General features: G+C 32.0%; 18 protein-coding genes. 2 read left to right on the forward strand and 16 right to left on the reverse strand.

What is annotated here, in order from left to right:
- Positions 1-18 precede the first annotated feature (18 nt).
- The 3 genes from BC748_RS02765 to BC748_RS02775 all read right to left on the reverse strand — a co-directional run bounded on the left by BC748_RS02765 (position 19) and on the right by BC748_RS02775 (position 4,084).
- Complete coding sequence (locus BC748_RS02765; protein ID WP_133531932.1) at positions 19-264, reverse strand: hypothetical protein; 246 nt, start codon at positions 262-264, stop codon at positions 19-21.
- Positions 264-1,910 carry an OstA-like protein gene (locus BC748_RS02770; protein ID WP_133531933.1) on the reverse strand — a complete coding sequence of 549 codons (1,647 nt, stop codon included), beginning with the start codon at positions 1,908-1,910 and terminating at the stop codon, positions 264-266. Before BC748_RS02770 ends, BC748_RS02765 begins: the two co-directional genes overlap by 1 nt.
- Before the next feature lie 92 nt (positions 1,911-2,002).
- Positions 2,003-4,084: a prolyl oligopeptidase family serine peptidase gene (locus BC748_RS02775; protein ID WP_133531934.1), complete on the reverse strand. Its 2,082-nt coding sequence runs from the start codon at positions 4,082-4,084 to the stop codon at positions 2,003-2,005.
- A 124-nt stretch (positions 4,085-4,208) separates the two neighbouring features.
- Between BC748_RS02775 and BC748_RS02780 the strand changes: the two genes are divergently transcribed.
- Entirely contained in the window at positions 4,209-6,086 is a 1,878-nt protein-coding gene (locus tag BC748_RS02780; protein WP_133531935.1) for an alpha-amylase family protein, read from the forward strand.
- 39 nt (positions 6,087-6,125) lie between these two features.
- Here BC748_RS02780 and BC748_RS02785 read toward each other — a convergent pair whose 3' ends face one another.
- The 12 genes from BC748_RS02785 to BC748_RS02840 form a co-directional block, all read right to left on the reverse strand.
- Positions 6,126-7,397 carry an adenylosuccinate synthase gene (locus BC748_RS02785; protein WP_133531936.1) on the reverse strand — a complete coding sequence of 424 codons (1,272 nt, stop codon included), beginning with the start codon at positions 7,395-7,397 and terminating at the stop codon, positions 6,126-6,128.
- A gap of 152 nt (positions 7,398-7,549) precedes the next feature.
- Complete coding sequence (locus BC748_RS02790) at positions 7,550-8,002, reverse strand: Fur family transcriptional regulator (protein WP_133531937.1); 453 nt, start codon at positions 8,000-8,002, stop codon at positions 7,550-7,552.
- Between the two features lie 58 nt (positions 8,003-8,060).
- Complete coding sequence (locus BC748_RS02795) at positions 8,061-10,280, reverse strand: RelA/SpoT family protein (RefSeq protein ID WP_133531938.1); 2,220 nt, start codon at positions 10,278-10,280, stop codon at positions 8,061-8,063.
- 99 nt (positions 10,281-10,379) lie between these two features.
- Positions 10,380-11,921 (reverse strand): serine hydrolase, encoded by a 1,542-nt coding sequence (locus tag BC748_RS02800; RefSeq protein ID WP_133531939.1) that lies wholly within the window; start codon positions 11,919-11,921, stop codon positions 10,380-10,382.
- Between the two features lie 91 nt (positions 11,922-12,012).
- Positions 12,013-12,678, reverse strand: a complete 666-nt coding sequence (locus BC748_RS02805) for a L,D-transpeptidase family protein (protein WP_162846392.1) — start codon at positions 12,676-12,678, stop codon at positions 12,013-12,015.
- Positions 12,679-12,802: 124 nt separating this feature from the next.
- Complete coding sequence (locus tag BC748_RS02810) at positions 12,803-13,591, reverse strand: TrmH family RNA methyltransferase (protein ID WP_133531941.1); 789 nt, start codon at positions 13,589-13,591, stop codon at positions 12,803-12,805.
- Between the two features lie 98 nt (positions 13,592-13,689).
- On the reverse strand, positions 13,690-15,021 hold the full coding sequence (locus tag BC748_RS02815; RefSeq protein ID WP_133531942.1) for a DUF58 domain-containing protein: 1,332 nt from the start codon (positions 15,019-15,021) through the stop codon (positions 13,690-13,692).
- Positions 15,022-15,119: 98 nt separating this feature from the next.
- The gene (locus BC748_RS02820) at positions 15,120-16,133 is read right to left on the reverse strand and encodes an AAA family ATPase (RefSeq protein ID WP_133531943.1); all 1,014 of its coding nucleotides are present in this window, start codon (positions 16,131-16,133) and stop codon (positions 15,120-15,122) included.
- The gene (locus tag BC748_RS02825; protein WP_133531944.1) at positions 16,133-17,341 is read right to left on the reverse strand and encodes a DUF4350 domain-containing protein; all 1,209 of its coding nucleotides are present in this window, start codon (positions 17,339-17,341) and stop codon (positions 16,133-16,135) included. Before BC748_RS02825 ends, BC748_RS02820 begins: the two co-directional genes overlap by 1 nt.
- Positions 17,338-18,099: a DUF4129 domain-containing protein gene (locus BC748_RS02830; protein WP_133532175.1), complete on the reverse strand. Its 762-nt coding sequence runs from the start codon at positions 18,097-18,099 to the stop codon at positions 17,338-17,340. The genes BC748_RS02825 and BC748_RS02830 overlap by 4 nt, the downstream gene beginning before the upstream one ends.
- Entirely contained in the window at positions 18,092-19,027 is a 936-nt protein-coding gene (locus BC748_RS02835) for a hypothetical protein (protein ID WP_133531945.1), read from the reverse strand. Before BC748_RS02835 ends, BC748_RS02830 begins: the two co-directional genes overlap by 8 nt.
- A 2-nt stretch (positions 19,028-19,029) precedes the next feature.
- On the reverse strand, positions 19,030-19,992 hold the full coding sequence (locus BC748_RS02840; RefSeq protein WP_133531946.1) for a stage II sporulation protein M: 963 nt from the start codon (positions 19,990-19,992) through the stop codon (positions 19,030-19,032).
- Between the two features lie 20 nt (positions 19,993-20,012).
- Between BC748_RS02840 and BC748_RS02845 the strand changes: the two genes are divergently transcribed.
- Positions 20,013-20,756: an RDD family protein gene (locus BC748_RS02845; protein ID WP_133531947.1), complete on the forward strand. Its 744-nt coding sequence runs from the start codon at positions 20,013-20,015 to the stop codon at positions 20,754-20,756.
- Here the strand turns inward: BC748_RS02845 and BC748_RS02850 are convergent, their stop codons facing one another.
- Positions 20,757-22,571, reverse strand: coding sequence for a T9SS type B sorting domain-containing protein (locus tag BC748_RS02850; RefSeq protein ID WP_133531948.1), 1,815 nt, complete (start codon positions 22,569-22,571; stop codon positions 20,757-20,759).
- Positions 22,572-22,686: the final 115 nt, after the last annotated feature.

Raw genomic sequence — 22,686 nt, forward strand, 5'->3', positions numbered from 1 at the left:
AACTTGTGAAGTAATCTGTTATTCATTTAATTGATAATTGGTCACTGCGTTACATTCGGAACACCAATTGAATTGTTCTTCTTGACTTTGAAGAAACGTTTTGGTTTTTTCGTTGCAGTTTTCACAGACTTCTTCCTCTTTATCATCTTCATATATTTGAAGCGGACAGGCATTGCAACTCCAAACGGTTATGTTGGGCAAAACTTCACTAACATACCAAGTAAAAGCATTTTGTTTGCACTTTGGACATTGTTGTGTAGTCATTATTTTACCATTGGTTTTGGATTGTTTTTGTCATAATCCAAGGTTTCTTTGCTTGGTTCAAGTGGTTTATTTTCTTCAGCTGATGCGGCTTTTTTCTTTGCTTGAATATTTGCGTCTAATTCGTTTTCTTCTGGTGGAAAGATGTCGTCTTTTGTTTTTATTCGTTCATCGCCGCGCCAAATGAAACCTCTGAGCTTTCGAGCATTTTCGGGAAGTTCAACTTCTGGATAAATCTCACCTTCAATTTGATTAAAATTCGTTAGCGTTTCAATAGCATTACCCTCCAAAATCATGTTCAATCGACCACTTGTACTTTTGTTTATACCGATGAGTTCTTTTTCATCATTTCGCATGAAATAGATAACTTCCGTGTTTTTAACCACATCAACTTCTTTGAGTTTATTTTCAATGAATTTGCCGTACAGATTTTGTCCCTTCACTTGATTGTATCCTGTGCTGAGTGTGTCTTTTGAAATAATGAAAGCATTATTCAATACTTTTAGCGAGTCCAACTTTTCAGTTTCGTTGTTGCCGATAAGATGCATAATGTCACCAGTCATTTGGTTTTCAAAGTTCCAAAGAATAGGGTTTTTAATCATTTTGGTTAAACCTGTTTTTTGGTCGGAATGAATAGAATCGCATTTTCCGCTCATATCCGTTTTGAAAAAGCGAACGTTGTTGAACGCACGAACAATTCGTTCACCCGGTTTTCCTGTGATTAACATTTTCTTTCCGTGAATATACATTGAGTCTTTTTCAACTAAAGTAATTGCAACGGCACGTTTAGTAATCATCATCGAGTCTTTTTGAGTTTTTAAATCCCGATAAATTTCGGCATAATGACCTTTAACAAGACCTTTATTTATAGTGTCTGTAATTTTTACATTGTTTGTTGCCGAAGCATATTCCCGATTTCGATCGTAAAACAAACTATCACCTTCTATTAATCGGTCTTTATATTTTATGTATGATTTTTTCTTGAAATAAGAGACATTTTTCTTCGTATCGTAAAATCCTTTTTCGGTATAAATATAATTTTCTTTGCTAGTAATGGTTGACGGTCCAAATAGATAGGAGTGTCCAGAATTGGTATAATAATCTAAATGGTTGGATTTGATTACATATTTAGGATTAGTAATTGTTACCGCTGTTAGAAACTGAAATTTTTTTTGTGTCACATAATAGCGACCTGACTTACTCTTCAAAGTATTATCACGATTGGTAATGGTTGCATGAGAATTGTAAAAAGCTTCTTGAACATTTCTATCAAAGTTAATAGTATCTGTTACTAAAGTTGATTCAGGTGAACGCATAATTACATTTCCTGTTGCATAAGCTTTTTTTACTTCGCCACTGTACTCTGCATATTTACTGTTTAAGAAAAGTGTGTCGCCTTGCACCATTTGTACATCTCCAAAGGCTTTAATGTAATTTTCTTCTTGAAAATAATAGGCTTTATTGCAGGTAAAAACAACGCCATCGTGACTTACTCTAACATTGCCTCGTAGTAATGCCGCATCAGGAATTTCGGTTTGATTGATGTCAAAATGATCTGCATATTCTACTTTTATTTTAGATGCTTTTTGTGCTTGAATAGTTAATCCAAAACAAAATAATAGAAAGCTAAGAAATAGTAACTTTTTCAAGTGTTTTAATTTTTGCCAAATTTATGAAAATAGGAGCAATCAAAATGTTTATTAAGAATTATTTATATATCAATCTTAAATTAGAATTGGAATTATTTGTTTAAGTGAAACCACAAAAATGAATAAAAATCGGCTTGACGTTTTACATACGAATCATAAGTTGATATTTTACCATAATGGCCTGAATCGCTATATTCTAAAAGATATATTGGATTTTTTTGGGCTGTTCTATTTTGTAAATGTGCTGCAAACTTATAGGAATGCAATGGAACGACTCTATCGTCATTTTCTGAAGTTATGATTAATGTTGTAGGATAGTTAACATCTTCTTTAATATTATGATATGGAGAATAACTTAATAAGGACTCAAATTCCAATTTAATGTTAGGGTTTCCATATTCTTGATAATGATGATTTCCGATGGTGTATTTGTCAAATTTCAGCATGTCAAAAACACCAACCTCAGGAATTACAACTTTAAAAAGGTCTGGTCGTTTTGTCATTGCAACGCCAACAACTAAACCACCATTTGAACCACCACTAATTGCTAATCTATTTGATGAAGTATATTTTTCCTTTATTAAAAATTCTGCGGCTGCAATAAAATCATTAAAAGAATTGTTCTTTTTTAAGCCTTTTCCATCAATAGCCCATTGATTACCTTTTTCGCCACCACCACGAATTTCTGCAAAAGCATAAACGCCTCCTTTTTCTATAAAACTCAATAAACTAGTTGAATAGGATGGAAGACTTATTACTCCAAATCCACCATAAGCCTCGAGCAATGTTGGATTATTACCATCAATAGGTGTTCCTTTTTTATAAACTATAGTTAATGGAATATCTTTGTTATCATTACTTTTATAAGTGACATGTTTCGTTATGAAATAATCAAATGGAAAAAGAGTTGGCTTGGCTTTTATATATTGATTAAAATAGGGATTTGCCTCGCCAGTTTCTAAATTTAATTTAAAGTTATAATTATAAATCGTATAGGAATTCATTTCTACAAATAGATTGTTACTTTCTTTGTCATAGTATTTGATTTTAAATATTGAACCTTCTGGAGCATCAAATTTTTTTATAAAGTTTCCATTATAATCATATACTCTAATAGCATATTTATTGTTGTTTTTGTAAACACAAAACAGGTAGTTTTCGGTTAAATAGGATTGTAATAATAAATGTGAATATATTTGTGGAACTATGGTTTTCTCATTTCCAATGTCATTAACGTGAAATGATCTAACATCACCCCAATCATACTCTTTTGATGAAAAATAAACTAGATCATTAATGTAGTTTAATAATTTGAACTTTTCAGAATCTTTTTCAAATAATTTAACCAGTTGAAAACTTTCATCTGAAAGAGAAACTTTATAATAGGTTGTAATTTGTGTGATGGCATTCTTTTCTGAAATAATTAGCTTATCTCTAGTGGTAAAAAAATCAAAAGAAACTGCTTTATTCGTGGCATCATAAACCAATAAATCCTCATTTTGACTTGTACCTATCTTGTGGTACATTATTTGAAAAGTAGAGTCTTTTTCAATTCGGTTTTGGTTACTATTTTTTTTATAAAACACACCAAAATCTAAATTCCATTCAATATCTGAAAATTTAACGCTTTTTAGAACATCATCATAGAGTTCTTTTTTGAAAGTATTGATAAATCTAACTTCTTTAACATCGCTACCATCATTACTTGTTTTAAAAGCTACAATGCTAGAGCTTTTAGAAGGATAATAATTTTCAATAACTACATTCCGGTCTTTAAAAATAGCCCAAGTATCAATAAGTTCTGTTGGCGGATCTTCTAATTTTTTTCGAATAAAAAGTGAAGAAGGCTTATCTTTTTCCTTGTAGTACATTGAAAAAAAATAGCCGCCTTTTTTTCTAGGAAAGTTACTAGAATTATGAGTGTTATATTTTCTGATTTTTTTTTCAAAATCGTATTCACCAACGATTTGATTAATATGTAAATTAGTTACATCGTTTTGTTCTTTCACCCAATTTAGGGTAGCTACTGATTTAATTTCTTCTAACCAACTATAGTTATCTTCAATTGAAACATTATGAAGTTTATAAGATGTTGGAATTTTTTTTGTAGATAAATTATTTTGACTAAAAATGGTTTGGCTAATAAAAAGCAAAAAAAGGAACGATTTTTTCATTGACGGTTGTTTTTCAAAATGTAAAAATATCAATTAAATATAAGTTATAATAAATAGTTTTTATTAGTGGTTTATTTATATTTGTAACTATAGACTTGTCAAAAAAATAAACAAGTAGAAAGTTATGAATAAAAAAATAGTATTACTGCTGGCTATTGCGTTTACAGGAAGTTCAACTTTAGCCCAAAAAAAATCATTTGCTCTTATGAAGAAAAGCGAACCGGTTGTTGAACAACCCAAAAAAACTGTTGTTTATCAAGTTTTTACTAGATTGTTTGGAAACACAAATACTACCAACAAACCTTGGGGAACAATTGAAGAAAATGGAGTAGGGAAGTTTAATGATTTTACCGATGTAGCACTTCAAGAAATAAAAAAATTAGGTGTAACACATATTTGGTACACAGGTGTTCCTCATCATGCCGTGATTCGAGATTATACAAAATTTGGAATTTCTAATGATGATCCAGATGTAGTAAAAGGTAGAGCAGGTTCACCTTATGCTGTTAAAGATTATTATAATGTAAATCCGGATTTAGCCGTTGATCCAGCCAAAAGATTAGAAGAGTTTGAAGCACTAATTGCTCGTTCTCATGCTAACGGATTAAAAGTAATTATTGATATTGTACCCAATCATATTGCTAGAAATTACAAAGGATTGAATAATCCAAAAGGAGTTAAAGATTTTGGCGCAGATGATAAAGTTTCTGTTGAATATGATAGAGATAACAACTTTTATTATATACCAGGAAAAGCATTTGAAGTACCAACATCTCCAGATTACAAACCATTGAATGGAGAAAAAAATACATTAAGTGATGGGAAGTTTTCTGAATATCCTGCAAAATGGACAGGAAATGGATCACGATTAGCAAAACCAGATATCAACGATTGGTATGAAACAGTAAAAGTAAATTATGGTATTCGTCCTGATGGAACAAAAGATTTTCCTGAATTACCAGAAGGCTTCGACAAAAAATCGATAGAAGAACATGCAGCATTTTGGAAAGGAAAAGATGTTCCTAATTCTTGGAAAAAATTTCAAGACATTGCCCTATATTGGATAGAAAAAGGTGTAGATGGATTTAGATATGACATGGCAGAAATGGTTCCTTATGAGTTCTGGAGCTATTTAAATTCATCAATAAAAATCAAAAATCCAAATGCTTTTTTGCTTGCAGAGGTATATAATCCAAAGGAATATAGAAATTATATTCATCTTGGTAAAATGGATTATCTCTATGATAAAGTTGAAACTTATGACCATTTAAAAGCAGTTATTCAAGGAAAAGCATTGCCAGATGGACTTTCTGATATTCAAAATAATTTGCAAGATATAGAACATCACATGTTACATTTTTTAGATAATCATGATGAACAACGATTGGCAAGTCCAGAGTTTGCTGGAACTCCAGAAAAAGGAAAACCATTAATGGTTGTATCTGCAACTATAAGTTCTTCACCAACGATGATTTATTTTGGACAAGAAGTAGGCGAAGCTGGTAATGAAGATGCGGGTTTTGGAAAACGCTCTAGAACATCAATTTTTGATTATGTTGGAGTTCCTAATCACCAAAGATGGATGAATGAAGGCAAGTTTAATGGAGAGCCATTGTCTGAAAGTGAAAAAAGTTTGCGTGACTTTTATTCACGTCTTTTAAATTTTACATTGACTAGTGATGCAATGCTTGGAAGTTTTAGAGAGATACAATCCATAAACAGGGAACAAACAGCTAATTATGATCCAGGGATATATTCTTTTGTTAGATGGTCTTCAACTGAAAAATTAATTATCGTTACTAATTTTTCTTGGATTACGGAAAGTAAATTTGTGTTGAAAATTCCAGCAAAAATTATTTCAGAATGGAAACTTCAAGATGGTGTTTATGAAACTAAGGATCAACTTTATAATAATGAGACCGTCACTTTGAAGGTGATTGATGGAGAAGGTTATATGAAAGTAAAAATTAAACCGAGCGAAAGTTTTATTTTCAAATTATAAAAAAAAGAAACCCTTTCATATTTGAAAGGGTTTCTTTTTTTACTTCAAAATTGTTTGTTTTCTGTCAGGTCCAACTGAAACAATTTTTATTGGAACTTCGACTTCTTTTTCTATAAATTCGATGTATTCTTTTAGTTCTTTTGGTAAACTTTCATAAGTGGTTAATCCGGTTAAATCGGCTTTCCATCCTTTGAATTCAGTGTAAACTGGTTTGACATTTTCTTCTTCTATGTTATAAGGTAAATGCTGAATAATTTCTCCTTTGTAATTGTAAGAAGTACACACTTTTAATGTTTCAAATCCCGATAAAACATCGCCTTTCATCATCATTAATTGTGTTACACCATTTACTTGAATGGCATATTTTAACGCTACTAAATCTAACCAACCACAACGTCTTTTTCTTCCCGTTACGCTTCCAAATTCGTTTCCAATGCTTGCCATCATATCGCCAGCATCAGTGAAATCTTCTGTAGGAAATGGTCCAGAACCAACACGAGTTGTGTAGGCTTTGAAAATTCCATATACTTCTTTAATTTTATTTGGAGCAATTCCTAAACCAGTGCAAGCTCCAGCAGCTGTTGTATTTGATGATGTTACAAATGGATACGTTCCAAAATCAACATCTAATAATGAACCTTGTGCACCTTCACAAAGAATTGATTTTCCTGCTTTTTGTGCTTGGTTTAAGTATTCTTCGCTATCGATGAAATCTAATTTTTTTAAATCTTGAATGGCTTCAAAAAATTCTTTTTCTAATTCGGGTAAATTGTATTGAATAGCAACATCGTAGAATTTAATCATTTCTTCGTGTTTGTTTGCTAAAGCACGGTATTTTTCTTCGAAATCGGCTAGTTCAATATCGCCAACACGAATTCCGTTTCTACCGGTTTTGTCCATATAGGTTGGTCCAATTCCTTTTAAAGTAGAACCAATTTTAGCTTTACCTTTTGAAGCTTCAGAAGCGGCATCAAGCAATCTGTGTGTTGGTAAAATTAAATGTGCTTTTCGAGAAATGATAAGTTTTGACTTTAAATCCAGATTGAATTTTGCTAATCCGTCAATTTCTTGTTTAAAAACGACAGGATCAATAACCACTCCATTTCCAATTACGTTGATGTTGTTACTGTGAAAAATTCCAGATGGAATGGTTCTTAAAACGTGTTTTATTCCGTCAAATTCTAGTGTATGTCCAGCATTTGGTCCGCCTTGAAAACGAGCAATAATGTCATATTTTGAAGTTAGAACATCGACGATTTTTCCTTTTCCTTCGTCACCCCATTGTAATCCGAGTAGTAAATCTACAGTCATTGTTTTGTGTGTTGTATTTGTTGTGTTGTTGTTTTTATTTTTATGGTTTCTTTTTTAGCCCCGATTGTAGTGGAAAGCTCCCGATTTTATCGGGACTTGCAACGAAAAGCGGGAATATGGTTTGTAGAAATGCCCGAACGATTCGCTTCTAATTACTCTTTTTTATTGGCATAAAAATAGAGTGAATGATTGTGAATTTCGATACCAAAAATTTCTTCGATTGTTTGTTTAATGGTTTGAATTCTTGGATCGCAAAATTCGATAACTTCACCTGTATCTGTCATGATAATATGATCATGTTGTTTGTCAAAATAGGATTTCTCATAGTGTGCTTGATTTTGTCCGAACTGATGCTTGCGAACTAAACCACAGTCTAGGAGTAATTCTATAGTGTTGTATAAAGTAGCTCGAGAAACACGATAGTTTTTGTTTTTCATTTTGATGTATAAATTTTCAATATCAAAATGCTCTTCGCTATCATATATTTCTTGAAGAATCGCATAGCGTTCAGGTGTTTTGCGATGACCTTTGTTTTCAAGATAGAGTGTAAAAACGTTTTTTACAGTTTCTTGATTTGTGGTATTATCTGTAGCAATTAGTGTCATGTGGCAAAGATAGTTTAAAAGTTTAAAAGTTTAAAAGTTTAGAGTTTTCAAAAAAAAATTAATTTGTATAAACTCTCGTTACTTTGTCAACTCCATCTATTTTTCGGATGTTTTCGATGAGTTTTTTCAAAATATTGTTGTTGTTTACAATTACGGCTACTTGTCCGTTGAACATTCCTGCTTCTCCACTAAGCGAAATACTTTGAATGTTAACGTGCATTTGGTTGGATATTACTTTAGTCAATTCGTTAGTTAGACCCAAAGTATCCATCCCAGTAATTTTTAAAAGCGCTTTAAATTCTTGTTGAGAGGAATCAATCCATTTAGCCGGCATAATTCGATATGCATAGTTGGATTGTAATGTTATTGCATTTGGACAGTCTCTTTTATGAACTTTTATTCCTTCGTTGATGGTTATAAAACCAAAAACATCATCACCAGGAATTGGATTACAACAGGAAGATAATTTATAATCGAGCTTGTCGTTTTCACTACCAAAAACAAGCATATCATAATTGTTGCTTAGTTCTGGTTTATTAATTTCTTCTTGATTTGAACTTGGTGAACGTTTAATTCTATTTTTAAAGAAATTGATAAAGGAGTTGTTCTTTTGAGCAGCAAAATCTTTTAGTTGTTGATTTTCAATTGAGCCAATCCCAACTCTATAAAATAAGTCTAAACTAGTTTTGAGTTTAAAGAAATTAACTAACTCGTTGATGACACTTTCATTTAAAGTGATTTTTAAATGTTTTAGTTTTCGGGTTAGTAATTCTCTTCCTTCTTCGGCTGTTTTTTTTGTATTTTCGTTGAGAACGTTTCTGATTTTATTTTTGGCTCTCGATGTGGTTACATAATCTAACCAGTTGATTGTAGGTTTTTGATTGGGCGAAGTGATAATTTCAATTTGGTCACCACTTTTAAGTTCATGATTTAATGGAACTAATTTTCCATTAACCTTTGTACCGCGTGTTTTTACACCAATTTCGGAGTGAATGCTAAAAGCAAAATCGAGAGAAGTTGCGCCTTTTGGCAATGATTTTATTTCGCCTTTTGGAGTGAAAACAAAAATTTCTTTGGCATACAAATTCATTTTGAAATCTTCTACAAAATCGACAGCATTTGTTTCCGAATTTTCTAGAGCTTCTTTTAATAAATTGAGCCAAACATCCAAACCACTTTCTTCGTTGGCACCATTTTTATATTTATAATGTGCAGCATATCCTTTTTCAGCAATTTCATCCATTCGTTCACTACGAACTTGAATTTCTACCCATCGACCTTTTGGTCCCATAACTGTAATGTGCAACGCTTCATAACCTGTTGATTTTGGTGAAGATATCCAATCACGTAATCGACTTGGACTTGGACGATAATGATCAGTTACTACCGAATATATTTTCCAAGCAAGGAATTTTTCATCATGAAGGTTTGATTTATAGATAATTCTGAGAGCAAATTTGTCATATACTTCATCAAAGGTTACATTTTGAGCCGCCATTTTTCTACGAATAGAATAGATGGATTTTGGTCTTCCTTTCATGGTGTATTCAACGCCTTCTTCGCTAAGTGATTTTTTTAAAACATCTGAAACCAAATTGATATAAGCATCTTGTTCTTCTTTAGTTTCTCTAATTTTGCTTACTATTTCATTGTAAATATCTGGCTCCGTATATTTTAGACCTAAATCTTCGAGTTTGGTTTTGATGTTGTATAACCCCAATCGATGGGCTAATGGTGCGTAAATGTAAAGTGTTTCGGAAGCGATTTTTACTTGCTTGTAATCGGGCATGGAATCCATAGTTTGCATATTGTGCAAACGATCGGCGATTTTAATTAGAATTACACGAACATCATCATTGAGTGTCAACAACATTTTTCTGAAGTTTTCCGCTTGCATGGAAATGTTCATGTCTTTTTTGACTTGCGAAATTTTTGTCAATCCTTCAACCAAATGAGCAATTTTAGGATTAAAAATTTTTTCAATGTCTTCTATAGTCACATCGGTATCTTCGACTACATCGTGCATCAAAGCTGCTGCAATACTCGTTGCACCAAGTCCAATTTCGGAAGCGACAATTTTTGCCACACCAATAGGATGAAAAATATACGCTTCGCCTGATTTTCTTCGTTGGTCTTTGTGAGCATCAACGGCAACATCAAATGCTTTGCGAATCAGTTTTTTATCGTCATCAGTAAGTGTTTGATAACTTATGCGCAGTAATTCTTTGTATTCTCTTGCAATTGCTTTTTTTTCCTCTTCTAAATCTATCTCAATCATAGCCAATAATTCTATCGACTAAAAATAAGAAAAAAAAAGATACGTTTTGCAGTAAAAATTACAATTTTTTGATGAAAACGAAACATTCGAATTCTGTTTTTATTTTTGAACTCGGTTAAAATCTAAATCATGAAAGTCGTAACTAAAATCTGTTAAAGGTGAGATGGCTTTCATGGTAAAATGATTTACTTTTCCAGTTTTGTCTTCATCAAAGAAAATATGTGAGTCGGCATGAAAACTTCGGATATTCCATTTTACAACAAAGTTTTGGTCTTTGTATAAAAATATTTCTCCAGTTAATCGAGGCGAACGTTTAGAAGTGAAATATAATTTTCCTTTCTTTTCATAAATGGAAATTTCGCCAAACCAATTATCTTGATAGGTTCCGATGTATTTTTGGAAATCGATTTTTGTTTTGGCTTTGAGGTTTTTATCAACTTGTGCCCAAACTTCATCCGTAATTTTATCAGCGTTGTCTTCGGCTTGTTTTCTGTCTTGGGTTAAATTGGCCAAATGGTCAAATTTTTCTAGACCTAAATAACTGTCTTTAATTGTATTTGAAATTACGTTAAATGCTGCACCACTTTGCTGGTTGGTCAAAACAATAATTCCTAATTTTTCGTTTGGAAACATAATGGTTTGTGTCACAATTCCGTCTAAACCGCCAGTATGTGAAACTTGTAAATGACCGTTGATATCCGTCAATTGCCAACCTAAACCATAGGTTTTAAAATTGGTTGTATAAGGATGACTTTTTCGGTTGGGTAAAATAGTTTGTGATGACCAAGTTTCCATAATTTGTTTCTCGCTGATGAGTTGCTTTCCGTCAAAATTTCCTTTGTTCATTTGAAAATTAAGCCATTGACTAATGTCGTTTACCGAAGCATACAAACCTGCTGCTGCGTCAAAAATTGTATTAGTATAGCGTTTTATTACTTCCAGTTTTCCATTGGTTGGAACGTGCGGAACAATTACATTTGTAGTGTCTTTTAGTCGGTTCCACGAAGCCGCGCTGTTTTTCATTCCGATAGGTTTCATAATACGTTCTTCCACAAAATCACACCACGATTTACCCGAAACTTTTTCAATTACTTCTCCAGCAATAACATACAATAAATTGTCGTAATCATATTTGGTTCTAAATCCTGAAACTGGTTTTAGATACTGAATGTTTTTTACAATGTCTTTGGGTGTAAAATCATGTCCATCAGGCCAAATCATCAAATCGCCAGCACCGAGTCCAAGTCCGCTTTTATGGGTTAGCAAATCTCTGATTGTGAATTCATTGGTGACATAATCGTTATACATTTTGAAATCAGGCAAATATTTTATGACTTTATCATCCCAATTTATTTTTCCTTCGTCAACCAAAATTGCTAAAGCATTAGCAGTAAAAGCTTTACTGTTAGAAGCAATTCCGAATAACGTATTAGCATCCACTTTTTGCTTGGTATTAATATTCGAAACACCATAACCTTTGGCTAAAACCAGTTTTCCATCTTTGATAATTCCAACGGCAATTCCAGGAACATCAAACGCTTTCATGGTATTTTCGACCAAAATATCTACTTCTTTTTCGGTGATTTGTGCGATACTACCAAAAGGTAAAAGTAGTAATGCTAGTAAAATTGAGTATTTCATTATTCTTTTATTTGTAATTATTTTGCCCTTCGACTGCGCTCAGGGTGACAAAGTTCGCGAAGATTTTTAATTTTTAATTACTGATTTTTAATTATTCAAAGTTAGTGAGTTCCTTTGAAATTTCTTCGTATAAATCCTTTTCCCAAGAAATTGCTTCGATTTCTGGAAATGTTTTATTGGTTCTAAAATCGTGTGGTGCAATGATAATAGGGAAATGCTTGTTTTTAGTTTTAGTGGCTAAAATAAAAATTTCCTCAATATTTTTGTCGCCAACCGGAATACAACCTATGGTTATTCTTTTTCCGTGTATCATAATGTCGCCACCTAAATCGGTTCGTCCATCTAGTTTTGCTTTTTCTTTATCAAAGGCGTTCGGATAACTTACTTTAATTGAAAGATGGTATTTGCTGTTTGGGTTTAAATATTCCATTTGATAAATGCCTTCGGGAATTTGCTTATCACCGTTTTTAAGTTTCGGACCAATTTTTCCACTGAATGCTGTAAAAGGATATATTTTTAGCAACTTCCAGCTTTCGGTTTTGTTTTTTCGAACTACAACTTCCAAAATTTGTTCTTTTTTGAAAGCAAGAATTGCCATTTCAAAATCAGTGCTGTCAATTTGAGTTTTTTCAAAAGCATTTTTTAGCGAAATTTCAACTTTTGAACCATATTTTTTAGCGATACTTTCTACAGATTGCTTTTCTTTTGATGAAAAAAATAAACTAATGATTTGGTTTCTTAATACGTAAAGAACCAAAAATAGTACAATTAGTAATATAAGATAAATCAGTTTCAATTTCATTGTCAATATTGATGAGATTCCTCCTTCGTCGGAATGACAAAGTTTAAATTATTTTTAATTCTTAATTTCTAATTTTAAATTACTTAAAATCCCGTTGTCTTTTTGCTTCAAAAAGTAAAATAGCTGCAGCAACCGAAACGTTCATACTGTCGATTTCGCCTTGCATTGGAATTATAATATTTTGGGTAGCTTTTTCTCGCCAAGGTTCAGTTAGTCCAGTTGCTTCGGTTCCAACGACTAAAGCCGTTGGTTTGGTGAAGTTTTGAGTATGATAGGATGTTGAATTTTGCAACGTTGCGCTATAAAAGTTGATGTTATTTTGTTGTAAAAAAGCAATGATTTCTTCGGTAGAAGCGGTTGCAATTTGATTGGTGAACAAACAACCAACGCTGGAACGAACCATATTTGGATTATACAAATCAGTTTTTGGATTGGCTATAATCACAGCATCAACTTTTGCCGCATCGCATGTTCGAAGCATTGCACCTATATTTCCCGGTTTTTCGATGCTTTCCATAACTAAAATCAATGGATTTTCGGGAAGTTGTAAGTCAAGAAGTTGATGAGATTTGGTTTTTGCAACGGCAATAATTCCTTCGGTTGTATCGCGATAGGCGAGTTTTTGATAGACTTCTTTGGAGATTTCAATGGAATTTAAAGATTGAAAGATGGAAGGATTGAAAGATTTTTCGATGACTTCAAAACAAATTAAAATAGTTTCAATGTCATAATTTCCTTTGATAGCCAACTCAATTTCACGAATTCCTTCAATTAAAAATGTTCCCGATTGCTTTCGAGCTTTGGCTTTTTCTTGTAGTAAAACCAATGATTTTATGAAAGGATTTTGTGCTGAAGTGATTTGTTTCAAAATAGTTGTTTTTAGATGCCAGTTGTCAGTTGTCTGTTTTCGGTTGCAATTATTTTAATAAACTTTTGATAACTGATAACGGATAACTGACAACTTTATTATAAAATTCCTCTTGCTTTAATCTCTAAATACTTATTAATGGTATCCAAAGTTAAGTTTTCCGGTTGGGTTAACACCGAATGAATACCATATTTTTTGAGTTCAGTAACGATGAGTTTTTTCTCGAAAATGAATTTTTCAGCAATTACTTTATCATAAACTTCTTGGATTGTTTCGGTTTTTTTATTGGTGATTTGATACAATTCGGTATTTTGAAAAAAGACAACTACTAATAAATGACTTTTGGCAATTCCTTTCAAATAAGGCATTTGACGATGCAATCCATCCAGCGTTTCAAAATTGGTGTATAAAATAATCAAACTTCGTTGGTTGATGTTTTTCTTAATATCTGCATACAATCGGGAATAATCGCTTTCGAAAAAATCAGTTTTTACGTTGTACAGATTTTCCAGAATTTTTTGCATTTGCGACGTTCGTTTTTCGGCTACGACACGATTATCCACTTTTTTGGAAAACGAAAACATTCCAGCTTTGTCTTGTTTTTTCAAAATTACATTCGACATTACCAGCGTTGCATTGATGGCATAATCCAGCAAACTCATCCCGTTGAAAGGCATTTTCATTGTTCTGCCTTTGTCGATAACCATATAAATATTCTGTGATTTTTCGTCTTGAAACTGGTTAACCATCAAACTATTTTTCTTGGCTGTAGCTTTCCAATTCAAGGTTCTGATGTCATCGCCAGGAACGTATTCTTTGATTTGTTCAAATTCCATAGTGTGACCAATTCGACGAATTTTTTTCACACCATATTGGAATAGATTATTCGAAAACGCAATCAAATCGTATTTTCTCAATTGAATATACGATGGATAAGTTGGTACCATTACATCCGAACAAAATTTATAGCGTTTAGAAATCAATTTCAAAGGAGAGGAAACATATACATTCAAACTTCCAAAACGATATTCGCCACGTTGTGTTGGTCTTAAATAGTATTGAAACTCGTCTTGAGAAGCCGTTTTTACTTTGCGTTTTAGTTCAAAATTTCGTTCTTGAAACTGTTCTGGAATTTCATCAATAATTTTGACTTGTATTGGGAAAGTATAAAAGTTTTTTAGTGTTAAAACGATTGGATTTTCATCGCCATTCGATAATTTTTCGGGCATTGTTCTATCGGCATCAACTCCGTTTTTGGAGCTGAAAAGAATGATAATATCCAATACAAAAAACACCATTATTCCAAGCAAAATATACCAAGTTGCGTTGTAAAGCGATGGAAACATAAACGCCAAACAAAACAAAGCTACAATGCCAATTAGCAAGTAGAAAAAGAAGTTGTTGATATATAGTTTTTTGAAAAAGTTCATTTTTGTTGTTGTCGGTTGTCGGTTTTCAGTTATCGGTTGTTGGTTATCAGTTATATTATTTTTGGTAACTGACAACTGATAACCGACAACTTTTTTAACTATCTCGGAATTTCAATACTTTCTATAATTTGTTTGATGATTTCAACGCTGGTTAAACCTTCCATTTCGCGTTCTGGAGTTACGATAACTCTATGTTGTAAAACTGGAATTGCCGCTTCTTTAATATCTTCTGGTGTAACAAAATCACGACCGCGAATGGCAGCAAAACCTTTGGCAGCATTCAAAATAGCAATCGAAGCTCTTGGCGATGCACCAAGATATAAAAACGCGTTTTCACGAGTGTTTACAACCAATTTTGCAATGTATTCCAGCAGGTTTGGTTCCACAATAATTTGTTTTACCAACGCTTGATAATTCATAATATCCGAAGCAGAAAGAATGGCTTTGATGTGTTCTAATTTTCCAGTATTTTGAAGATTATGCTCTCGTTGAATGATACTGATTTCCTCGTCTAACTTTGGATAATCAATGTTGATTTTGAAAATAAAACGATCCAATTGTGCTTCTGGTAAACGATACGTTCCTTCTTGTTCGATTGGATTTTGCGTAGCCAAAACGATAAACGGTTTGTCCAATTGAAATGAATGTCCATCGATAGTGATTTGGCGTTCTTCCATTACTTCAAACAACGCAGCTTGTGTTTTTGCTGGCGCACGATTGATTTCGTCAATTAGAATTAAATTGGAAAAAATTGGTCCTTTTTTGAATTCAAATTCTGATTTTTTTAAGTCGAAAACCGAAGTTCCCAAAATATCCGAAGGCATCAAATCGGGCGTGAATTGAATGCGACTAAAACCAACCGAAAGTGTTTTGGCAATAATCTTTGAAGTCATGGTTTTTGCAACACCTGGAACGCCTTCAATTAAAACGTGTCCATTGGCTAAAATTGCCACTAACAATTGGTCAATCATTTTGTGTTGACCAACGATTACGGTTTCCATTTCGGCTTTTATTTTGTCAATACTTTCGCGAAGCGGTTCAAGGTTTAGTCGAGATTGAAAATTTAAATTTTCGTTACTTTCGATATTTTCTATGTTTTCAATATTTTCCATTAGTTGATAATTTTTTCTATTGCATTATTGATTTCGATTAAATCACTTTCGATACTTTGATTGTAGCTTCGTCGCTGATAATTTATCAAATATACCAAGTGTTCAATATCTTTTAGGTCTTTACCTGTTTTTAATTGTAATTTTTTAATGAAATTTTCATCCAAATTTGATGTATCCATCAAATATTCGTTTCGAACTCTTTCGAGGAAATAAATAATTTTTTTGTCAATTATGTTTTGATGATTTCCTTCTTGATAATACAAATTACCAATGGTTTTGGTAAAATCAACAGTTGTATTGGGCAATGGTTTTATGATTGGAATAACGCGCTGTCTTCTTTTAGCGTTGAAAATCATGAAAATTACTATTCCAATTAAGAAAATATACCAAGCCCATTTTAACGCTGGTTGGCTCAAAATATAACGCATTGGCGAATAGGATTGTACCAAACTCGATTGGTCTTTGACTAACCAATAGATGTCATCTTTTGGTAAATAGGACAATACTTTTTCGGCATATTCCGCATTGTTGTCTTTTAATAAATGATAATTGGTAAACCCAACAGGTTGCAAATGAATGTAGAAAAATCCGTTACCAAAAGGTGTTTTGATAAAGTTGATTTGTTTCTCTTTTTCACTTCCTTGATAACCCAAAACCGAAGTTTTAAGTGTGTCGATTTTTGAGAAATGATAACTGTTTGCTCCTTTAGCTAAATTGTATTTCTGGTTACCCAAATTCGTGTTTACAAACCAACATTCTGTTTTGTTTTTTAAGTCGAAATTGGATTTAAAATCTAAACTTAATTTTAAAGTGTCGATTAGCGTTTGAGGCAATTTTTCAACACTTAAAAACGCATTATTTCCTTCGGCGACATAGGTTAAAATTTCTTGAGTTGATTGTTCATCAATTACATATTCGTCACAAATATTGAGAACTGTTCCTCTTTTATCATAAACATTTAAGGTATCATCGTCATAATAATTAGGTTCAAAAGCTTCGTAAAATGTTTGGCTAATTTTTTCGACCTTGCGGTCTTTTAATAGTGTTTTGTATTCTTCGTTAAAAACATACAGTCCAAACGGAATTTTATCTTTCAACAAATAACTCGGCGACCAATCTATTGGTTTTGGTCGAACGGCATCAATATAGATTACGCCAACAATCAATATCAGCAAAAAGAAAACATATATTTTTAATGTTCTACTCATTTTTTCAGTGATTGAAGGGTTTTTTCAAATGCGTTTTTGGCTTGTAAAAAGCTGTCTTCGGTCATTTCAAATTCGCCATACCAAATGTAGTTGTACAAATAAGAAAGGTATTGAAAATCAGTTTTTAAATCGGCTGATTTTATTTCGTATAAATAATCGGTATTGGTTTTTTCGGTGTTCCATTCGATGATTTCTTTTTCGGAAAGCCGTTTTAAAACGAACAAATAATAATAACGAATTGCCAAACGATGATTTCCGTCGGTTAATGTTTCTTTGATTAGTTTTTCAAAATCAATACGCGTAAGATTTTTTTCGATTTCTTCATCGGTGTAAATCTTTTTGGTGGTTGATTTTCCAAAAATCCATTGACCTTCTTTGTTTAAAATTAGTTTGGTTATCATATAAATAACGTAGCAAACTATTAAAACCGCCAATGTTTTCAGCGTATATTCTACATACTTTTCAGAAACATTCATATTGGAAAGCCCAAAAATCTTTTTGAACCAATAGGCCAACCATTCTTTAAATTTATCCCAAAGCGATTTTTCTGTGATTTTTGCTTCGTATTGAAATTCGGAAGACTTATATTTTTCTTTGAAATTGGTTTCGAATTTGGGTTGTGAAACTTCAGAATTGGTATCAACGATGATGTCTTTTTCGGTAAAAACCACAGAATCTTTTTTGGCTATAGCCAAAGAATCCTGCGACCAAACGGAAACAGAAAAGAACAACCAAAAAAGAAGCAGCAATTTATTCACGTCCAATTAAATCGATTGAGTCTTGAGCATTAATGTTTTCGTCGTTTTCTCTTCGGCTATAATGAACTAAGCCTTGGTTAATTAGCATCAGATTATTCAAAATATAACTCATCAAAATGGAAATTACGATTACAATTGACATCATTATTCCAAAAGTTGCCAATCCATCAGTACTTCCAGGATTTTCTTGTAATGACGTAAACATCGAAGCAATTCCAATGAAATAAGGAACCATAGAGAAAACCGTCAACGTAACTTGTATAATAATATAAATAACCATCAAGGAACCGACTATTGGAAAATATTGCGATTTCATTTTAGAAAACCCATCTGCAAGTGCTTCGAAATAACCTTTTTTGTAATTGAAGTATTCGTAATAACTTAATGTCACCCAACTAAACACTGTTGGGATTGCAAAAAACAGTAGTGGAATTCCAATGATTATGAAAATCATTAAAAATAATAATCCAAAAACGATTAAAACTATCGGAGTAATGACAAAAATGGATGCAATAAAAAAGACAAGCATTCTGCCAAAATTAGATTTTAAAACACTAATCACATCGCCAACACTAAAGTTATTCCCTTTTTTCTTGTCGTATAAATCCAAGTAAATAATTGGAATTGTGTAGTTAAGCATCGACATAAAAATTAAAAATAAAAACAGGAATAGTGCTAAAAGAATAATAAACGGGAAATTTTCGGTCATTGAGTTTTCTAAACCGCTAAAATCTTGTCCGCTCATGCTAGTTTTAAGAAAATCAAAATAAACTTGAAACAGAAAATACGATAACACCATCATAATCATCAACGGAATGCCATTGATGGTGAAGTAAACTTTCATAAAATGCTTTCCAGTTTGTCTGAAAAAGCCAAATGTATCACTGATGTAATCGCCGAAATCTCTATTTTTAAATAATTGAAACATAGTTATTTGTTTAGTTTTTTATGAACAATGGTTGGGTAAATTAAAAAGTAAAATGATATAAAAGACAATGTGATTAAAATGATGAAAACATTCAACCAATTCGGCATTTCAAGCGAATAACGTGTTACAAAACCTTCTAGAATTCCGGCTGCAATAGTAAACGGAACTGTTCCGAGAAATATTTTTAAACTGTCTTTAAATCCAATTTTAAAGGAATTCAATCGCGAAAAAGTTCTAGGAAATAGGATAGAAGCACCAAGAATAAATCCACAACCTGCTTCGACAACCATTGCAAAAATTTCCATTGAACCATGAATCCAAATGCCTTGAACGCTTTCCCAAAAAACACCTTGTTGATAGAAGAAATATTGGAACGAACCGAGCATAATACAGTTTTGAATTAATACCCAAAACGTACCAATTCCGCCAAAAATTCCATAGATATAGCATTTCAAACCAACGAAAAGATTGTTTAAAGTAATGGCGATAAATCCACCCCAATTGCTTCCTGACTTATACACTGCAACTGGATTTCCGTCTTTAATATTGTCCAAAGTCATGTTGACATAATAGTCACCAAGAATTAATCGAACAAAGTTGTCATCATATTTTGCAGAGACAACACCAATGCCAACACAAGCAAAAAACAAAACAAAAGCATATAATAAATAACGTTTGTATTGATAAACTAGCAACGGAACTTCGGTTTTATAGAAATAAATGAAGCGATTTTTTTCTTCTCGTTTGGTTTTATAAATTTTTTGATAAATCTGTGAAGCCAAATAGTTTAGGTAAACTACGGTTTTACTTTTTGGATAATACGTTTGCGCATAAGACAAATCATTTACCAAATGAATGTACAAACTTGCCATTTCATCAGGATTTTTTATAGATTTACCAAAAATTGCTTGCTCAAAATCAAGCCATTTTTCTTTATTTTGTTTTATGAATGCAACTTCTCTCATGGATTGCTAATATAAAAATTATGTCACAACTAGCAATAAATACAACGCAAAATGTTACGATAAGTTTTACAGCTGCATCGGTTGGTGAACGAATTGGTGCGTATCTAATTGATTTACTGATAAAAATAGCATACGGAATTACAGTTTTTTACATTTTCTTTTATTTGTTAAATCTCAATCTTATTATTAATCAACTCGATATTTGGTCGCAAAGAGCAATTTTTATGCTGTTTTATTTGCCGGTTGTTATCTATTCTTTGGTTTTGGAACTACTATTTGAAGGACAAACTTTTGGAAAAAAGTTAGTTAAAATTCGAGTGGTAAAATTGGATGGTTACCAAGCATCGTTTGGGGATTATTTAATTCGATGGTTATTTCGAGTGATTGATATTTCGATTAGTAGCGGAATTGTTGGTTTGATTGCAATGGTTGTGAATAAAAACACACAACGTTTAGGTGATATTTCGGCTGGAACGGCTGTGATTACTTTGAAGAGTAAAATTTCCATTAACAGTACGATTTTAGAAGAAATTGAAGATGTTTATCAGCCAAGATTTCCATTGGTCATAAAGCTTTCGGATAATGATGTTCGAATTATTAAAGAAACATTTACTACTGCGGCAAAAACGTCTGATTTTGTTGTTTTAAATAAATTAACGGCTAAAATTGAGGAAGTTACCGGCATTAAAAACGAAATGGGAAATACCAGAGAATTTATTCAAACGATTTTGAAAGATTACAATTATTATACTCAGAATATGTAGTCATTGATTTATATACAAATATCCTTTCAGTGGTTCAGGATAATCAATATCGTTTAGAAAAATTAAATAGAAATAAGTTCCATCAGGAGCAATTTTTGTGCTAAAACCGTCTTGAATATAACCATTCCATTCTTCGGTGTTTTGGTTTCCTGTCCAAACTAATTTTCCCCAACGGTTGTAAATTTCAATTTTAAAATCCAAGAAAACATCTCGCAAACCATCAATAAAAAAGCTATCATTAACAGTATCATTATTTGCTGAAATGTAATTATAAACTGTTGGTGGACAATTTCTTGTCTTCAAAAAAAAGGAAGTTGTAGTGAAGCAAAAATCATCGTTTATTCTAACAAAAATTTCTTTTGGAGTTGTGTTTGCAACATAACTTGTAGTTGTCAAAATTTCATTAATTTGAAGCGTCGCATCTTCTTGACTTTCAAAAAATTGAACCATATGATCAGGATTTGTTTTGACTAATTCTTCATAGGTTGAAAAATCAAAAGTGCCTTGAGTTAATCCTTCATTACAACCAAGTAAATCTTGTAAAGGATTAAATTCTATTGGCACAAAAAAGTCAAAAGTTGTGGTAAAACTATTGTTGTCTTCTATCAATTCGTTTACAATTCCAGTTCCAGTTCCTAAATCATCAATCACAAATTTTAATTCAAAACTATTTGGAAAATCGGCTGGAATAACTAGTGTAATTTGTTCAGAAAACTGTCCGTCAATTGGGATTGGAAGCGTCGTTTCTAAATATTCAAAAAATTCATCATTAATGTAAATCGCAATTGGTGTTCCAGATGGTAATACATTTGTACAATTTAAATTGTAAATAGTATAATCAACAACTATAACTCTTGAATTACATTCTTTGTTAATAGTATCAATTGTGATTGTTCCATCTGGTAATTGATTGCTGAGTTTTGTTACAATAGTGTTGATCATCACAAAATCGCGACCTGTTGTTATTTCTATAATCGCTTCATTATCGCCAACTTGAATGTTATTTTGAATGTCGTAAACATCCAAATCCATATTGAATAAATTATTTTCACCAGAGAATGAGTTTGTGCTATTAAAAGCATTTGTTGGTGGATTTTGCGAGTTGCTCAACACATCACCATTAATTTTTAGCGACTCATCAGTAGCAAGTAAATTATCGCCTTCCCAGGCTAAAAATCCTATTTTAGAACCAACATCATCTAATACATTTAAATTATTGAGATTGATAGTTACGGTATCAATTTCTCCTACAAAATTTACCATCAAACCTTCTAGGCCATCATAAACATTAATTTGGTTAATCGGTAAACTGTCATTTTTATAGATAATTAAAATTGCCCAACCCGCAAAATTACTTCTTCTAGTTTTATGAAGTTCTTCAAAAGTAGAAATATCCAATTCAGAAAGTGTATAAGTTCCATTTCCAGTGGTTTGAACAAGGTTGGTTATGTCTGCAAAAGCACTAAAAAAGGTAAGTGTCAAATCATTAAAACTTCCTGAATAAAAAAATTGTCGTTCCGAAGTTATGGTAGTTTCATTTAGTTTAATTTCAAAATCACCATCGCCACTACCAGCCCAATATAAATAAGCTTTTTCAATACTGTTATTACTATTTAAATTCAGATTTGTTGAGGAAGATGCCGTTGTTACAAGGTTTGTGGTATTGTTATTCTCTTCGGTATTCATTGATTTTCCGATAAAAGTAAAATCATAACGCCCGTTAAATTGCTCAAATAAAGAGATATCTTGGCAAAATAGTTTCGATTGATAACTTATCAAAACAATAAAAAGAATAAAATAGCGTTTTAATTTCACAACAACGTTTTAATAAACGTTCTAAAGTTAGTAATTTATTTTTAAAAAGGGAATTTTTAACAACTTCAGCTGATATAATAGAATAAATGTTTAATTTTCCAATGTTTTAAATTCA

Origin of the sequence: Flavobacterium dankookense (assembly GCF_004362665.1) — a bacterium.
GTDB classification, from domain to species: domain Bacteria; phylum Bacteroidota; class Bacteroidia; order Flavobacteriales; family Flavobacteriaceae; genus Flavobacterium; species Flavobacterium dankookense.

What these genes read in the sequence shown, in the direction of transcription:
- BC748_RS02780 (WP_133531935.1), top strand. Translation starts at nt 4,209, where the DNA reads ATGAATAAAAAAATAGTATTACTGCTGGCTATTGCGTTTACAGGAAGT.
- BC748_RS02765 (WP_133531932.1), bottom strand. Translation starts at nt 264, where the DNA reads ATGACTACACAACAATGTCCAAAGTGCAAACAAAATGCTTTTACTTGG.
- BC748_RS02820 (WP_133531943.1), bottom strand. Translation starts at nt 16,133, where the DNA reads ATGGAAAATATTGAAAACATAGAAAATATCGAAAGTAACGAAAATTTA.
- BC748_RS02840 (WP_133531946.1), bottom strand. Translation starts at nt 19,992, where the DNA reads ATGAGAGAAGTTGCATTCATAAAACAAAATAAAGAAAAATGGCTTGAT.
- BC748_RS02795 (WP_133531938.1), bottom strand. Translation starts at nt 10,280, where the DNA reads ATGATTGAGATAGATTTAGAAGAGGAAAAAAAAGCAATTGCAAGAGAA.
- BC748_RS02845 (WP_133531947.1), top strand. Translation starts at nt 20,013, where the DNA reads ATGTCACAACTAGCAATAAATACAACGCAAAATGTTACGATAAGTTTT.
- BC748_RS02835 (WP_133531945.1), bottom strand. Translation starts at nt 19,027, where the DNA reads ATGTTTCAATTATTTAAAAATAGAGATTTCGGCGATTACATCAGTGAT.
- BC748_RS02815 (WP_133531942.1), bottom strand. Translation starts at nt 15,021, where the DNA reads ATGAACTTTTTCAAAAAACTATATATCAACAACTTCTTTTTCTACTTG.
- BC748_RS02800 (WP_133531939.1), bottom strand. Translation starts at nt 11,921, where the DNA reads ATGAAATACTCAATTTTACTAGCATTACTACTTTTACCTTTTGGTAGT.
- BC748_RS02785 (WP_133531936.1), bottom strand. Translation starts at nt 7,397, where the DNA reads ATGACTGTAGATTTACTACTCGGATTACAATGGGGTGACGAAGGAAAA.
- BC748_RS02775 (WP_133531934.1), bottom strand. Translation starts at nt 4,084, where the DNA reads ATGAAAAAATCGTTCCTTTTTTTGCTTTTTATTAGCCAAACCATTTTT.
- BC748_RS02825 (WP_133531944.1), bottom strand. Translation starts at nt 17,341, where the DNA reads ATGAGTAGAACATTAAAAATATATGTTTTCTTTTTGCTGATATTGATT.
- BC748_RS02790 (WP_133531937.1), bottom strand. Translation starts at nt 8,002, where the DNA reads ATGACACTAATTGCTACAGATAATACCACAAATCAAGAAACTGTAAAA.